Source organism: Variovorax sp. (genome assembly GCF_035634955.1).
Classification (GTDB): Bacteria; Pseudomonadota; Gammaproteobacteria; order Burkholderiales; family Burkholderiaceae_C; genus Variovorax.
Window position 1 is genome coordinate 490,153 of record NZ_DASQBZ010000015.1, and the last position, 15,000, is coordinate 505,152.

The 15,000-nt window shown below is 68.1% G+C and carries 14 protein-coding genes; 9 read left to right on the forward strand and 5 right to left on the reverse strand.

The genetic code is table 11. The features are described 5' to 3' along the window. Positions 1 to 195 precede the first annotated feature (195 nt). The gene (locus VES41_RS07265) at positions 196 to 1,998 is read left to right on the forward strand and encodes a tannase/feruloyl esterase family alpha/beta hydrolase (protein WP_324814842.1); all 1,803 of its coding nucleotides are present in this window, start codon (positions 196 to 198) and stop codon (positions 1,996 to 1,998) included. A 36-nt stretch (positions 1,999 to 2,034) separates the two neighbouring features. Here VES41_RS07265 and VES41_RS07270 read toward each other — a convergent pair whose 3' ends face one another. Further along, positions 2,035 to 3,030 (reverse strand): tripartite tricarboxylate transporter substrate binding protein, encoded by a 996-nt coding sequence (locus VES41_RS07270; RefSeq protein WP_414719054.1) that lies wholly within the window; start codon positions 3,028 to 3,030, stop codon positions 2,035 to 2,037. Between the two features lie 195 nt (positions 3,031 to 3,225). On the opposite strand from VES41_RS07270, the gene VES41_RS07275 reads away from it, so the two are divergent. From VES41_RS07275 to VES41_RS07300, 6 genes are all read left to right on the forward strand, one after another. After that, the gene (locus VES41_RS07275) at positions 3,226 to 4,113 is read left to right on the forward strand and encodes a transporter substrate-binding domain-containing protein (protein ID WP_324814844.1); all 888 of its coding nucleotides are present in this window, start codon (positions 3,226 to 3,228) and stop codon (positions 4,111 to 4,113) included. A gap of 4 nt (positions 4,114 to 4,117) precedes the next feature. Continuing rightward, a complete protein-coding gene (locus tag VES41_RS07280; RefSeq protein ID WP_324814847.1) occupies positions 4,118 to 5,974 on the forward strand; it encodes an ATP-binding protein in 1,857 nt (618 codons plus the stop codon). After that, positions 5,971 to 7,308: a sigma-54 dependent transcriptional regulator gene (locus VES41_RS07285; protein WP_324814850.1), complete on the forward strand. Its 1,338-nt coding sequence runs from the start codon at positions 5,971 to 5,973 to the stop codon at positions 7,306 to 7,308. The genes VES41_RS07280 and VES41_RS07285 overlap by 4 nt, the downstream gene beginning before the upstream one ends. Before the next feature lie 261 nt (positions 7,309 to 7,569). Beyond that, the gene (locus VES41_RS07290) at positions 7,570 to 9,357 is read left to right on the forward strand and encodes a peptidase M20 (protein ID WP_324814853.1); all 1,788 of its coding nucleotides are present in this window, start codon (positions 7,570 to 7,572) and stop codon (positions 9,355 to 9,357) included. 14 nt (positions 9,358 to 9,371) lie between these two features. Continuing rightward, on the forward strand, positions 9,372 to 9,812 hold the full coding sequence (locus VES41_RS07295) for a peptidase dimerization domain-containing protein (RefSeq protein WP_324814857.1): 441 nt from the start codon (positions 9,372 to 9,374) through the stop codon (positions 9,810 to 9,812). Between the two features lie 179 nt (positions 9,813 to 9,991). After that, complete coding sequence (locus VES41_RS07300; protein ID WP_324814859.1) at positions 9,992 to 10,528, forward strand: hypothetical protein; 537 nt, start codon at positions 9,992 to 9,994, stop codon at positions 10,526 to 10,528. A 19-nt stretch (positions 10,529 to 10,547) separates the two neighbouring features. Here the strand turns inward: VES41_RS07300 and VES41_RS07305 are convergent, their stop codons facing one another. Continuing rightward, complete coding sequence (locus VES41_RS07305; RefSeq protein ID WP_324814862.1) at positions 10,548 to 10,955, reverse strand: DUF3606 domain-containing protein; 408 nt, start codon at positions 10,953 to 10,955, stop codon at positions 10,548 to 10,550. Positions 10,956 to 11,032: 77 nt separating this feature from the next. Here VES41_RS07305 and VES41_RS07310 point away from each other — a divergent pair, with 77 nt between their 5' ends. After that, entirely contained in the window at positions 11,033 to 11,284 is a 252-nt protein-coding gene (locus VES41_RS07310) for a hypothetical protein (protein ID WP_324814864.1), read from the forward strand. Here VES41_RS07310 and VES41_RS07315 read toward each other — a convergent pair. Beyond that, on the reverse strand, positions 11,262 to 12,461 hold the full coding sequence (locus VES41_RS07315; protein ID WP_324814867.1) for an MFS transporter: 1,200 nt from the start codon (positions 12,459 to 12,461) through the stop codon (positions 11,262 to 11,264). The two genes, VES41_RS07310 and VES41_RS07315, sit on opposite strands and share 23 nt — an antisense overlap. 88 nt (positions 12,462 to 12,549) lie before the next feature. On the opposite strand from VES41_RS07315, the gene VES41_RS07320 reads away from it, so the two are divergent. Next, positions 12,550 to 13,479, forward strand: coding sequence for a LysR family transcriptional regulator (locus VES41_RS07320; protein ID WP_324814870.1), 930 nt, complete (start codon positions 12,550 to 12,552; stop codon positions 13,477 to 13,479). 26 nt (positions 13,480 to 13,505) lie between these two features. Here the strand turns inward: VES41_RS07320 and VES41_RS07325 are convergent, their stop codons facing one another. Next, positions 13,506 to 13,724 (reverse strand): hypothetical protein, encoded by a 219-nt coding sequence (locus VES41_RS07325; RefSeq protein ID WP_324814873.1) that lies wholly within the window; start codon positions 13,722 to 13,724, stop codon positions 13,506 to 13,508. Then, on the reverse strand, positions 13,721 to 14,965 hold the full coding sequence (locus VES41_RS07330) for a PepSY domain-containing protein (RefSeq protein ID WP_324814876.1): 1,245 nt from the start codon (positions 14,963 to 14,965) through the stop codon (positions 13,721 to 13,723). Before VES41_RS07330 ends, VES41_RS07325 begins: the two co-directional genes overlap by 4 nt. Between the last annotated feature and the right edge of the window lie 35 nt (positions 14,966 to 15,000).

Genomic DNA, 15,000 nt, shown 5'->3' on the forward strand with positions numbered 1-15,000 from the left:
GATGCATCGATCATAGGCAGGGGCCCCGCCGCCGTGGCCGGGCGGACGACAACGCTGCTATGCGCAAACCCGCAAACCCGCGCTACCAGGTTTGGCGAGCGCCTTGCAAAGCAGCGTTGACGAATGGCTGCTGGCTGCGGCCGAGCCACCGACCTAGATTCGGCGCTCGATTCAAGCCAACGAAAAGGAGACCCCATGTCATCGATGCGCCCCACGGTCCGCGGCAGTGCCCCCGGCCGCATGCCCACCCCATTGCTTCGGCTTCTGGCCGTTGCATTGATCTGCATCAGCGCCGCGGCGTGCGGTGGCGGCGACGGCCAGGCGGCCGACCCTGGGACGAACGCGGGCGCAGCGGACGATCCTGGTACGCCCGCCGACGGTGCGAAGTCGCCGCTGATCGCGTGCGCGGCGCTGGCGGGCAAGAGCGTGCCGCCATCGTCGATCGGCCTGCCGACGTCGGGCGCGACGATCACCTCGGCGGACCTGATCGCAGCGGCGCCCGAGTCCGTGGGCGCGACCAGCGTCACCCGAGCACTGCCGGAGTACTGCAAGATCCAGGGCGCCATCCTTCCGGTCGATCCGGCGGCCGGACCGATCAAGTTCCAGATCAACATCCCGACCCGATGGAACGAGAAGACCATCCAGGTGGGCGGTGGCGGACTCAACGGGTCCATTCCGGCGAATCTGGCGGCGATCGGAAGCGGTGGCTCGCCCATCAGCGGCGCGTTTCCGCCTGATGCGCCCTACCCGCTGTCCAGCGGCTACGCCATGTTCGGCGGCGATTCGGGGCACCAGGAGTCGGGCACCGTGGCCACCTGGGCCCTCAATCAGGAAGCCTGGGTCAACTTTGGCCATGCCGCGCTGAAGAAGACGCACGACGCAGCCTTCGCGGTCATCCGCGACTTCTATGGATCGAGTCCGCGAACGAGCTACTTCATGGGACAGTCGCAAGGTGGCCGGGAGGCAATGGAAGTTGCCCAGCGCTATCCGGATGACTACGACGGCGTCGTGGCGACGTCACCTCTCATCGGCTACACCGCCCACGTTGTCCACAAGACATTGCTGGCCACCGTGCAGACCGGCGACGGATGGATACCGCCGGCCAAGCAGGCCGCCATCGGCGCCGAGGTGCTCCGGCAATGCGACGGCCTGGACGGACTGATCGACGGCGTCATCGGCAACTATCGGGGCTGCGCGGCGCGCTTCGATCCGCTGCACGTCGCGCAGCCCTATGCGGCGATCCGTTGCCAGGACGGTGCGGACACCGGCAACGACTGCGTGTCCGATCGCCAGATCGCGACCCTCGACCAGATGCATGCGCCGACCAGGTTCGGCTTCGACCTTGCCAACGGGTGGTCGGAGTTTCCGGGCTATGAGGTGGGGCGTGAGTCGGCCGGCGGCTGGCTCAACACGAATCCGCAGCCATCGCAGGCCACCCAGCCCGCATTGGGGCAGCCGGGGGCGACGCTCAGCTACGGGATCATCAAGGACCCGGCCTTCAACCTGGTGAACTTCTCGATCGCCGCATACAAGGACCGGATCATCGAAGCCTCCGCCATCATCGACTCGACCAACACCGACCTGAGCCGGTTCTTCGCGCGTGGCGGGCGGCTCATCATCAAGGCACAGGGCTCGGACTACTCGTCGAACCCGCACACGGTGATGCGGTACTTCGACCAGCTGGTGGCGCGGTTCGGGAAGGAGGCGGTCGACCAGCACGTGCGCTTCTACATGCTGCCCAATGGTGACCACAACGGCGGGGTGCAGAGCCTGCCGGCCGGCACGGCGCAGCCGCAGTACGTCGATCTCGTCAGGATGTCGACCGATTGGGTGGAAAAAGGGATCGAGCCGCCGGATGCGCCGATCGTCAGCGCCATGGCGCCATTGCCGCCCTTCGCCGTGAATGCGACGCGTCCCATGTGCCGCTATCCCGCCTACCCACGCTATGTCGCGGGGGACGCCAGGGAGGCGGGCAGCTACAGGTGCACGGCGCCTTAGCGCGGGGACTTCGGTCCCCCGGAAAACTGCAGGCCCTCAGTCTTCCTTCATGCCAGTCGCCTTGACGACTGCGCCGAGGCGGGCCCTTTCCTCGTCCACGAACTTGACGAAGGCGGCGCGGTCGCCGCCGACGGGTTCGATGCCCATTTCCTTGAGCCGCTTCACGGTTGCCGGGTCCTTCATGGCCTTGTCGACGGCGTCGGCCATCTTGTCGAGAATCGCCGGCGGCGTGCCGGCCGGCGCATGCACGCCGGCCCAGTGCGCGATGCGGATGTCGTCGAAGCCCTGCTCCATCGCAGTCGACAGCTGCGGGTAGGCCGAGATGCGCTGCGTCCACGTGGTCGCCAGGGCCTTGAGCTTGCCGCTGCGAATGTAAGGCAGCACCACGATGCTGGCCTCGGAGGTGGCGTCCACCTGGTTGCCGAGCACGGCGGTGATCGACTCGGACCCGCTCTTGTAGGGCACCACGTCGAGCTTGGCGCCGTGGTCCTTCTCCAGCAGGCCTTCCACGAAGTGGGGCGTGCTGCCGGTGCCGGCCGTCGCGAAGTGGAGCCCCTGGCCCTTCTTCGAGGCGGCAACGAATTCCTTCAGGTCCTTGTAGGGCGCGTCGGCCGGCGCCACGATGACCGATGGCGCAAGGCCGATCATGGCCACCGGCACCAGGTCGCTGTCCTTGTACGGCACGCTCTTGCGGATCATGCTGTTGGACACCACGCCGGCGGCGCTGACCAGGAAGGTGTAGCCGTCGGGCGCGCTCTTGGCCACGACGTCGGTGCCGAGCATGGCGCCGGCGCCGGGCTTGTTCTCGATGACGATCGGTTGGCCGAGGACTTTGGAGGCCCCTTCGGCGGCAGCGCGCGCCATGAGATCGTTGGCACCGCCGGCCGAGAAGGGCACGACGAAGCGGATCGGTTTGGTCGGCCAGGGTTGGGCCTGGGCGGCGGCGGGCAGGGCCATGCCGAGTGCGGCAGCGCCCGCGCAGGCAAGAACGGTGAGCCGGCGGAAGTTCATGCGTATCTCCTGAGTCTTCATGTTGGAATGACTCAAGGATGCCACGCCGGCGCGCGAAGGACGGATTTCCGTGCCGCCCCGAGCGGGCCAGCCGGAAAACCGTCCGCATCGACAGGGCCCCGACCCGCCCGCCCCTGTACCGGCGACACGTCGGCGCCGCTGGCACAATGCGTGCTGGGAAACGGTGTCTGACATTCGTCTCCCGCGCGCCCGCCCATGCTGCGTCTCCTGCTCGTTTCCGTCTCCCTGTTCTGCTGCGTCAGCACCGTGGTTGCGCAGCCCATCGACACCCTCAAGCGCATTGCCGACACGGGCACCATCAATCTTGGCCACCGCGAATCCTCTGTACCGTTTTCGTACTACGACAACCGGCGCCAGGTGGTCGGCTACTCGCACGAACTCATGCTGCGCGTGCTGGACGCGATCAAGACCGAGCTGAAGTTGCCGGCGCTGACGATCAAGCTCGTGCCGGTCACGCCGCAGAACCGGATGGCGCTGGTGCAGAACGGCGCGGTCGACATCGAATGCGGTTCCACCACGCACAACCGCGAGCGCGCTCGCCAGGTGGCGTTCTCGGTGTCGATCTTCAAGATCGGCACGCGCCTGATGACGGCGCGCGACTCCGGCATCTACGACTTTCCCGACCTCGCCCGCAAGCGCGTGGTCGTCACTGCCGCCACCACCTCGGAGCGCCTGCTTCGACTGTTCAACGAGGGCATCGGCCGCAAGTTCAGCATCGTGGTCGCCAAGGACCACGACGAGTCGTTCGCGCTGCTGGAGGCGGGACGGGTCGATGCCTTCATGATGGACGACGCCCTGCTGTACGGCGAGCGCGCCAAGGCTCACGACCCGGACCGCTGGGTGGTCGTCGGCTCGCCCATGTCTTCGGAGGTCTACGGCTGCATGATGCGCAGCGGCGACCGCGAGTTCAAGCGCATCGTCGATGCTGCGTTGACGCAGCAGATGCAGTCCGGCGAAGCCATGCGCATCTACGCCAAGTGGTTCGAGCAGCCGATCCCGCCGCGCGGACTGAACCTGAACTGGCCGGCGTCGCCGGATCTGGTGGAGTTGTATCGCAAGCCGAACGACCTGCCGATCGATTGAGCGCGTGCGCGGCCAGAGAAATTTCTTCCGCACCCGCGCCGCCAGGCGCCTGCTGGCCAGCGTCGCGGCCCTGGCGCTGATGGGCGTCAGCGGGGTGCTGTCGTACCGGCAAGGGGAGCAGGCCGGAACACAACAACTGCAGAGCGAGGCGAACCATCGGCTTGACCTGTTCGCCTCGGCGGTGGAAGGCATGGCCAAGCGGCTCGAGCACGTGCCCGCCACGATCCAGCTGAACCCGGAGATCCTGGCGCTGCTGCGCGGACCGGTGTCGCCCGAGCGCGTGGCCGCGGCCAATTCCTACCTGCGCCGGCTCAATGCGCACGTGGGCAGCCTGGCGGCGTTCACGCTGGACGTGCGTGGTGTCGTGGTGGCGTCGAGCAACGACAGCCATCCGGACGACAGCATGCTCGGCACGGACGTGTCGTTCCGCCCGTATTTCCTGGAGGCCTTGTCGGGTCGCGTCGGCCGTCATTTCGCCATCGGCGTGGACGGGCGCATCCCGGGCTACTTCGTCTCCCACCCGATCCGCGACGGCGCGCAGGTGGTCGGCGTGGCCGCCATCAAGATCAGCCTGGATCCGATCGACCAGACCTGGAGCATGGTGGGCGTGCCGGCGCTGCTGGCGGACGCCAATCGGGTGGTGATCCACAGCTCGTACCTGCCCTGGCGCTACACCGCGCTCGCGCCCGTGACGCTCGAGCAGCGCGTGGACATGCAGCTGACGCGGATGTATGCCGACCTGCAGATCCGTCAGTTCCCCATGTCGCCGCGCCTGGACGAGCAGGCCGAGAGCCAGCAGATCGGCGAGCAGCTCGTGCTGACGCGCCCGCTCGACGGCATGGACTGGCGCGTCATGCTGTTCCTGGACCTCAAGGAGGTGCATCACGCAGCGCTCATGCAGGGCGTGATGTCGGCCGTGGCCGCGGCCTTCGTCGTGCTGCTGGTGCTCGTGCTGGTGCAGGCGCGGCGCATCCAGCGGCAGCGGCACGAGGCACGGCGGCTGCTGGAAAGCGCCAACGTCGAGCTGGAGTCGAAAGTCGAGGCCCGCACGCAGGACCTGACCGAGGCCAACGCGCTGCTAAAGCGCGAGGTGCGCGACCGCGAGCAGGCAGAGCAGTCGCTGCGCGCGGCGCAGGATGAGCTGGTGCAGACCGCCAAGATGGCCGTGCTGGGCCAGCTGGCGGCCGGCATCACGCATGAACTGACGCAGCCTCTGGGCGCGGTCCGCACGCTGTCGGGCAACGCGGAGGAGTTCCTGCGCCGCGGCCAGCTCGACCCGCTGGCCGGCAACCTGCAGATCATCGGGCGGCTGACCGACCAGATGGGCAACATCATCCAGCCTCTCAAGGCCTTCGCGCGCAAGTCCGACGCCGTGCATGGTGCCACCGACATCGGGCAGACCCTCAGCAACGCCCTGTTCCTGTACGGCCCGCGCCAGCGCAAGATGAAGGTCGAGGTGATCAATGCCTGCGCCCCCGGAACGGTGTTCGCCTGGTGCGACGCCAACCGGCTGGAGCAGGTGCTGATCAACCTGATCGGAAACGCCCTGGACGCCATGGCCGACACGCCGCAGCCCTGCCTGTCGCTGCGTGCCGGCACGCACCTGCGCATGAACGGCGGCGGGCGCTGGACCTGGATCGACATCGAGGACAATGGCGCCGGCCTGTCGCCCGAGGCGCGCGAGCAGCTGTTCGAGCCGTTCTTCACGACCAAGGCGCCCGGCGCCGGCCTGGGCCTGGGACTGGTGATCTCGCGCGACATCGTCCGCGGATTCGGCGGCGATATCCTGGCGCTCGACCGCCATGGCAGCGGCACCTGCTTCCGGCTGCAGATACCGGCCGAGGCCCCATCGACACCATGAAGCTCTCCGACCTCAGTGTCCTGATCGTGGAGGACGATCCCCACTTGCAGCTCGGCTGCGTGCAGGCCATGCAGCTGGCGGGCATCGTCGTGCGCGCCGTCACCTCGGCCGAGGAGGCGCACGGCCTGGTTGCGCCGGGCTTCGCCGGCGTGGTGGTGACCGACATGCAGTTGCCCGGGCAGGACGGCCTGGAGCTCATCCGGTGGTGCCGCCAGCGCGATGCCGACCTGCCCTTGATCATGATCACCGGCCACGGCGACGTGGGTCTGGCCGTCGAGGCCATGCGCAGTGGCGCCTACGACTTCATCCCCAAGCCGTTCTCGCCCGACGTGCTCGTCGAGGTGGTGCGGCGCGCGCTGGAAAAGCGCGCCCTGACGCTTGAGGTTGCGGCGCTGCGCAAGTCACTCGCCAGCCGCGCGGGCCTGGAGAGCCAGCTGATCGGCAACTCGCCGCAGATGCAGCGCATGCGGCATCTCATCGGCGAGGTGGCCGACTCGCCGGTCGACGTGCTGGTGCACGGCGAGACCGGCACCGGCAAGGAGGTCGTGGCGCAGGCACTGCATACGCATTCGATGCGAAGAAGCAGCCCATTCGTCGCCCTCAACTGCGGCGGCATGCCCGACGCGCTGCTCGACAGCGAACTCTTCGGCCACGAGTCCGGCGCGTTCACGGGCGCGCAGAAGCGGCGCATCGGGAAGATCGAGCACGCGCACCAGGGCACGCTGTTCCTGGACGAGCTCGAATCCATGCCCACCGGCATGCAGATCAAGCTGCTTCGCGTGCTGCAGGAGCGGCGCGTGGAGCGGCTGGGGTCCAACGAAGGCATGCAGGTGGACGTGCGCGTGGTGGCCGCGACCAAGGAAAACCTGCTGCAGCGGGCCAAGGACGGCACCTTCCGGGCGGACCTGTACTACCGGCTCAATGTGGTCACCATCGAGCTGCCGGCGCTGCGCGAGCGCCGCGAGGACATCCCGCTGCTGACCGAGCATTTCATGCTGCTGGCCGCCAGCCGCTATGGCCGGCCGCACCCGGGCGTCACGCAGGACCAGATGCGCCGGCTCATGGCGCATGACTGGCCCGGCAACGTGCGCGAGTTGCGCAACGTGGCCGACTGCCTCGTGCTGGGTATTCCGAGCGGCGTGCTCGGCGCCCAGGCGAACGGCGGCGCCGATGTGGCCGCGCCCTCGCTCACCGAGATGGTCGACGGCTACGAGCGCGACCTGATCGCCGCAGAGCTCAGCCGCAACCAGGGCAACGTCGCGCATAGCGCGCGGGCATTGCGCATACCAAAGACCACACTGGCGGACAAGGTGCGCAAGTACGGCCTGTCCTGAGCGCGCGGCGGCGCGACGGAATTCCGTCTGCGCTCGCGCCCCCGGGTGCGGCTTTCCGTTCCCCGTCGGCGAACGGGTTCCTCGATGCCGTTGATTTGATTGGATTTCTCGCGCGGTGCGGCGCGTGTTCGGCGTGGCACATGCATTGCAATAGGAGAGGCGTCATCGTGTGCTGGCACGACTGGCGAAATCGAACGGCCGGGACTGCCGGCCGATCTTTCGGATGCCCCCGATTCGACGACCCAACGAGGAGTGAAGTTCATGGCAGAAAGACTGAGTAACCTGCGCCTGCTGTTCCTGGCATCGGCCCTGGTCCTGACGGCTTGCGGCGGAAGCGACAACGACCCGCCGCCGGCACCCCCGCCTGGCGGCGAGGTCGAACCACCCGCACCTCCACCGCCGCCTCCTCCGCCGGCACCGCCGCCGAGCAGCTCGAACGTTCCCACGATCTCCCCCGAGGTGGTGGCCGCTGCCGAGAAGATCACGTCGGACGCGCAGGTCGCCGCGGTCGTCCAGGACTTGCTCACGCCCGAGAACGCGAAGGGACGTTTCAACCAGCACATGGAACTGGTGCGCATCGCCTCGCCCTCTCGCTACGAGTACCGCATGGCGGCCGAGATCCACCGCAGGATGGCCGGCGAGTGGGGCTTCTCGCCCGACGAAGTGAAGACGAGTGCCGACGGCAACCTGCCGGGTTCCGACGTGCAGATCGTCGACGGCATGCCGGTCTACAACGCCTGCGTGGAGATCAAGGGGTCCTACTCCAGCACGCCGGGCGCCCAGTCCTACAACGGGCAGTTTCCGAAGGTCCTGGTCGAGTCGCACATCGACGTGGTGAATCCCGAAGTGCTGCCGCCCGACAGCAATCCGTACCAACCGATCCGGCTGCAGCCCATCAGCCAGCCGATCGTCACGCTGCCTTCGGAGCTGGACATGATCGCGGACCAGCTCGCATTCGATGCCGGGGGCCGCATCGTCGAGGACTCCAACTATGCCCAGGCAAGCCGCTGGTTCAAGGACGCCAATGCTGCGCGAGACGGCGGCGGCGTGCGCAGGTATGTGCCGGGCATCGGCGATGCCATGGGCAATACCACTGGTGTGATGACGCTGGCGCAGATGATGAAGAAGCACAACATCAAGCCGGTCTACGACATCTGGATCTGCGGCACCGCGGGCGAGGAAGGCAAGGGCAACCTGGCCGGCATGAAGCAGCTGTACGGCTATGACCAGGATCGCGGGACCGGCACCAACCCGCTGAACTTCGTGACCAACTTCGGCAACGAGGGCGGCGGCTCCATCAACTTCCTCGGCAGCTACCGCTTCGAGATGAAGTACAAGGCGCCCGCGACCCCGGGGCCGAACCAGCCGAGCGCACTCGAGGCGATGGCCGCGACGGTGGCGAAGATCGCCGACGTGAGAACGCCGTCCGAGTTGCGCGAAGGCGCCCCCAGGACCACCTACACCGTGGGGCAGGCCAGCTGCGAGGCGCCGGCCTCCGGCAGTACGGTGGTGCCGAGCTGCACGATCCTGGTCGACATGCGTTCTCCGCTCACCGAGACACTGGACGAGGTGCGCGCCGCGATCGAGCCTTTGTTCCAGGCCGGCGTGAGCGATGAGAACGCGCGCTACGGCGCGGCCGAGGGCAGCGCCCAGGCCGTGACGAAGGAGCTTGTGTGGTTCGGCCTGCGTCCCGCGCACGTCAACCAGGACAAGAGCGACATCGCCATCCAGGCCGGCTGGCAGGCCGCGCAGACCGTGGGCGTGGACAAGCAGACCCAGCTGGACACCGGCGCGGGAAGCCTGAACGACAACGTGCCCGCGGCGATCGGCGTGCCGACCTACAACTGGAACCTGGCGTCGACGGCGGGCAGTGGTGGCACCCACGCATTCTGGGAGTGGAGCACGCGCGGCAATCCAGACATGGAAGCCCTGCGCATCCAGCGCGCGATGACTGCGGCGCTCATCAGCGCCGGCTTCCACGCCGCCGACGGCACCGTCGTGCCGCCATTGGCCGGTCCCATCGGTCCGCGTACGGCACAAGTCCAGTGAGCAAGGAGTTCATGATGAAGAAGACGATTGGTTCGTTTCTGTGCGTTGCCGTTCTGGGTGCCATCGGCGCCCCGGCTCTTGCCCAGACAAGCGGCGGCCTCGTGGTCGAGTTTCAAGGGCCGGGAGGCCACAGCAATGGCAATTACGGGCGCACGAGCGCGCTGCATGCTGCCGGTCGCTCGCTGATCCTGCTGCAGAAGGCCGGCTTGCCGCCCGGCAGCTATACGGTCTCCGCCCTGCAAGGCGGCAACTCGGTCAACAGCATCGCGTCGGACGGCCACTACGAGGTGGCACTGACGGCAGCCGACCCCACGGCGTACGAGGGGCTGGTCGCGCAGGTCACGGCGGCGGCAAAGGCCGGCGCGGATGCCGAGAATGCGTTCCGCGGCGTCAAGGAGGGCGACCTCACGGCCGGCGCACCCGCGACCATCCGCTATACCGTCACGCCGAAGTAGTCGTCTCCAGACCGACGCTACGATGAAGAAGGAGGGGGGCGATCCCCTCCTTTCTTTTGCGCTGTAGTGGTGCGTCTGGCCGCGATCTATCCCCTTTGGCCGAGCCGCAAATACTTCATTCTGGGCATGCCGCAGCCGTGGCCTGCGTCCATCATGGTTGCCTTGCCAAGGAGAACGCCATGCTCGGACTCACCACGCTGGGAACGGTTCATACCCTCGTCTCCCTGGTCGCCCTGGCGGCCGGATTCGGTGCCTTGCTACGGGACGGCCGCATCGATCCTGGCAATTCGCTAGGCAAGGTCTACACCTGGGCAACCGCGCTGACCTGCCTTACCGCACTGGGAATTTTCCAGCGCGGCGGCTTCGGCGTGCCGCATGCGCTGGCCATCGTGACGTTGCTGGTATTGGGCCTGGCGCTGTGGCCAGCCGGCAGCCGCTTGTTCGGCGGGACTTGGCCTTCTGTGCAGACCGTGGCCTTTTCCCTGACCCTGTTCTTTCACATGATTCCAGGGGTGACCGAGACATTCACCCGCCTGCCCGTAGGCAGACCATTCTTCACGGGGCCGGACGACCCGGACCTCCAAATGGTGGTCGGCGTGTTGTTCCTCATATTCCTGGTCGGCTCGGCCTATCAGGTCTGGTGGCTTCGTGGCGCATCGCGATCGCAAGCGGCGCCGCCGCTGCCGGGCGCCCACAACGCAGGCAGCGCGCGCTGACTGGGCGCGCCCGCTCCGCCTACCGCTGTCGCGCGAGATAGGCGCGCACCGCATCGGCAGAGTTGCCGACTGCCTTGACCGCCTCGCGCAATTTCTCCTCGGAGCAGCCGAGGCTGGCGGTCCACGTGCGCACTTCATGCTCCTGTTCCAGCGCGATCAGCTTTCGATCGCTCCCGGTCTTGCTCGGATCGTCCGGCATGGTGATCTCCTGAATCTGCTTCGACGCCGACAGGATGAGCGCGACGGCGCCCGTGGAATGTAGGAACGGTTCACGAACAGGCGTGCGGCACGACCATTCGTGCGATCGGCATTCGGCGACATCCGCGCCCGTCCGCGTCTCACAGGCGCCGCGGCTCGCGCGTCCCACAGTGTCGGCAAACCGAGTGACGAAGACGATGCGCGGTGTCTTGAAGCGAGTGAACACCATGCGCTTGGCGTTCGGTCGTACAGTGCGTCGGGGCGAATCCCCGGTCGCTTTCAATGGACTTTTGCCAAGGAGGCTGAATGAGCACCACCCAAGACTGGATCCGATCGGTTCGCGAGGCCGACAACAGCCGTGCCGACTTTCCGGGCGAGCATTTGCTCGTGCTGGGCGTCGGCATCGCGTTGATGGTCACCGCCGGTCGCGGCGACCGGTCATTTCTCTCGCGTGCATTGATTGGCGCTCTGGCGGGCGCGTTCATCGGGCGCGCGGCCAGCGGGTCCGGCGGCGTGGCGCGCCTGGCATCGCTGATCAACCAGCGGCGCCTGTTCTAGGGCACGCCCGCTGCAGGGCCCCCGGTTCAGCGCTGCGATCCGCGCCGCGGCTCCACAGCGCGATCGCCAGGCCCGACAGCGTGAGAAGTGCGGCCACCCAGCCGAGGGCGGGCAGCCCGGGGCCATGGTCGACCGTCATCCCGCCGGCCCATGCGCCCAGCGCGTTGCCCAGATTGAAGGCGGCGATGTTGAGGCTGGACGCCAGGTTCTGCCCGGCGCCGGCCGCCTGGTCCAGCACGCGCATCTGCATCGGCGCGGCCGTGGCGAAGGCGGCGGCGCCGAGTAGCGCGAAGTACGGCACCGCCGTCCATGCCGACCCGATCGCCCACTGCATGCCAGCCAGCACGATGGCCAATGCCGCCAGCGTGCCCAGCACGGCCGGCAGGGCGCCGCGGTCCGCCAGCCGCCCACCGAGCAGGTTGCCCACGGCGAAGCCGCCACCGAACACCAGCAGCACCGCCGAGACGGCAGCCTGCGGCATGCCCGTCACCTGGGTCAGCAAGGGCTGGATGTAGGTCACCACGGCAAAGACCCCGGCGAACCCGAGCACCGTGAGTGCCAGGCCGCGAAGGACGCCCGGGCGCGCCAGTACCGCCAGTTCTTCGCGCAGCGCGGGCACGGCCCGGTCTTCGCGGATCGCCGGCACCCACCATGCAATGGCGGCGAACGCCACCACGCCGATCAGGCTGACCGCCCAGAACGTGGCCCGCCAGCCGAAATGCAGGCCGATCCATGCGCCGGCGGGCACGCCCAGCAGGGTGGCGGCTGTCAGGCCGGTGAACATGATCGCGATGGCCGAGGCGCGTCGGTCCGGCGCCACGAGCCCGGTGGCGACCACCGAGCCGACGCCGAAGAACGTGCCGTGGGCCAGCGCCGTGAGTACGCGCGCCGCCATCAGCCAGCCGTAACTGGGCGCCACCGCGCAGGCGATGTTGCCGAGCGTGAAGATGGCCATCAGCGCCAGCAGCACCCGCTTGCGCGGCAACCTGCGCATGGCCAGCGTGAGCAGCGGCGCGCCAGCGGCAACCCCCAGCGCATAACCGGAGATGAGCAGGCCGGCGGTGGTCAGCCCGACGTGCAGGTCGGCGCTGACCTGCAGCAGCAGGCCCATGATGACGAATTCGGTGCTGCCGATGCCGAAGGCGCCCGCAGCCAGTGCAAGAAGTGAGATTGGCATGATGCCGCTACTTTGCGGGGCGGCCGCGCTTTTGAATAGACGGCCCTGAAGATTAGGATATGTGAAATCAATTCACAAGAATCCCGCCATGCCCCGCATCGACGTCAACCGCTCCGGCGAAATGGAAGTCTTCGTGCAGGTGTGCGATCGCGGCGGCTTTTCCGCCGCCGGCCGCGTGCTGGGCATGACCCCATCGGCCGTCAGCAAGCTGGTCGCCCGGATGGAGGCACGTCTGGGCGCGCAGCTGGTGCGCCGTTCCACTCGCGCCTTGCAGCTGACACAGGAGGGCGAGCAGTTCTACGAGCGCAGCGTGCGCGTGCTGGCCGACATCGACGAGGCCGAGCGCAGCCTTGGCGCGGCCAGCGCGCCGCGCGGACGCGTGGCGATCAACGCCAGCAGCGCCTTCGGGCACCTTGTCATTGCGCCCCTGCTGCCGCGCCTGGCTGCGCTGTATCCGGAACTGGCCATCGACATGGCGGTCACCGACCGCGTGGTGGACCTGCTGGAGGCGCGGGCCGACATCGCCGTGCGCTGGGGGCCGCTGCCGGCGTCGGACCTCGTGGCGAGGCCGCTCGGTGCCACGGCGCAGTCGGTCGTGGCTTCCCCGGGCTACCTCGCGCGCTGCGGCACGCCGCGCCGGCCCGAGGATCTGGGCGCGCATCGGCGGCTCGACTTCAGCTACCGGCGCCGGGTGCCGGACTGGCCGTTCGTGGTGCAGGGCGAGGCAGTGACCATGCCGACGCAGGCCAGCCTGCGCGCCGGCGACGGAGAAACCCTGCGCATGCTGGCGCTGGCGGATGCCGGCCTGGCGCGCCTGTCCAACTACCAGACGCATGACGACTGCGAAGCGGGCCGCCTGGTGCGGGTGCTCGAAGACTTCAACCCGCGCGAGCTCGAGCCGATTCACGCGGTCTATCTGGGGCGGCCCGGACGCCTGCCGGCCCGGGTGCGGGTGGTGCTCGACTTCCTGCAGGCGCACGTGCGTGGCGACCCGCGTTTCGAGCGCACGGACGGTTGAGCGCCTCGAAGGCGCGGCCGGAAGCGCTACCGGCTTGCCCGCCGCCCCCAGCCGTACCAGGCACCGACCAGCACGGGAATGCCCAGCGCGATCCAGGCCAGCACGTCGCCTGCGCCGCCGTCGCTGAACAATGCGGAGACCAGGCCCACCGCGGTCAGGAGCCCGAGCACGATCGGCCAGCCCCAGAGGCGCCAGAACGGCATGGACGGCCTGTCGTGCTGGAGCGTCGTGTGGCGATGGCTCATGCGCTGGTCCCCAGCGATGAAGCCTGCCCCGCTTCAGCGCGGCTGCGGGCCGCGTGGCCGGCCAGTCCCGGCTCGCCCAGCGGCGGCACGGCGCCGGGCGATGGCCCGGCGCGCGCCTCCTTGGGTGCATGCACATGCGTCGGGTCGCCCCGCTTGAGCCACAGGTACAGGCCGCTGCCCAGCACGATGATGGTGGCGATGTCGAGCACCGCCCAGATGATCTGCATCGGCATGCCGCCGTAGTCGCCGAAGTGCAGCGGCTGCGACACCAGCAGCGCGGTCAGGTACCAGGGCAGCGCCGGGCTGGCGGTGACGGCATTGGTCTTCGCGTCGACCAGCACGGGATGCAGCAGCTTCGAGGTCAGCGGTTCGTTGCCGCGCAGGAACACGGTGTTGTGGTGCGGGCTGGAAAACGCGGTGCCGGGAAAGGCGATGAACGACGGCTTGGTATGCGGCGCCGTGGCCAGGGCCACGTCCAGCGACTTCTGCACCGATGCGCGCTCGGCCGCCGGCACCAGCGGCTGGCCCTGGTAGGGCTGCAGGATGTGGCTGAGCTGGTCGTACTGCCAGTACTTGATGAGCAGGTCGGCCCAGGTGTTGATCATGCCGGTGGCGCCGACCACGAAGGCCCACACCAGCGTCACGATGCCCAGCAGGTTGTGCAGGTCCAGCCATTTCAGGCGCGTGCGGCGCTCGCGGCGCACCGTGCCGAACTCGAGCTTGCGCATGAAAGGCGAATACAGCACCACGCCGCTGACGATGGCCACCAGCAGCAGCAGGCCCATCAGCCCCAAAAAGAGCTTGCCCGGCAGGCCGGCGAACAGGTCGACATGGAGCTTGAACATGACCCACATGAAGCCCTCGTCGAACTTCGGCTGCGCCAGCACCTGGCCATTGCGGGCGTCCACGGCGACCGACTTGAAGTCGTCCGTCGGCGCCGGCGTCGGCGTCAGGGTGACGAACCAGACGCGGTCGTCGTCCTCGTCGGGCGAGACGAACTGCACCACCCGGTCGGGATGCAGCGCGTGGGCGTTGCGGATCACCTCGTCGAGGCTGACGCGCTGACGGTCCGCCTCGCCGGTCATCGGCGGCGCCTCCACCTCGGTGCCCAGCAGATGCCCGATCTCGTGATGAAAGATCAGTGGCAGTCCGGTGACGCAAAGAAGCAGCATGAAGGCGGTGCACACCAGGCTGCTCCACTTGTGGATCCAGCTCCAGGACTTGATGGCTTTGGCTTTCATGCTGCGTGGTCTTTCATGGGCTGCGAGGCGCGGCG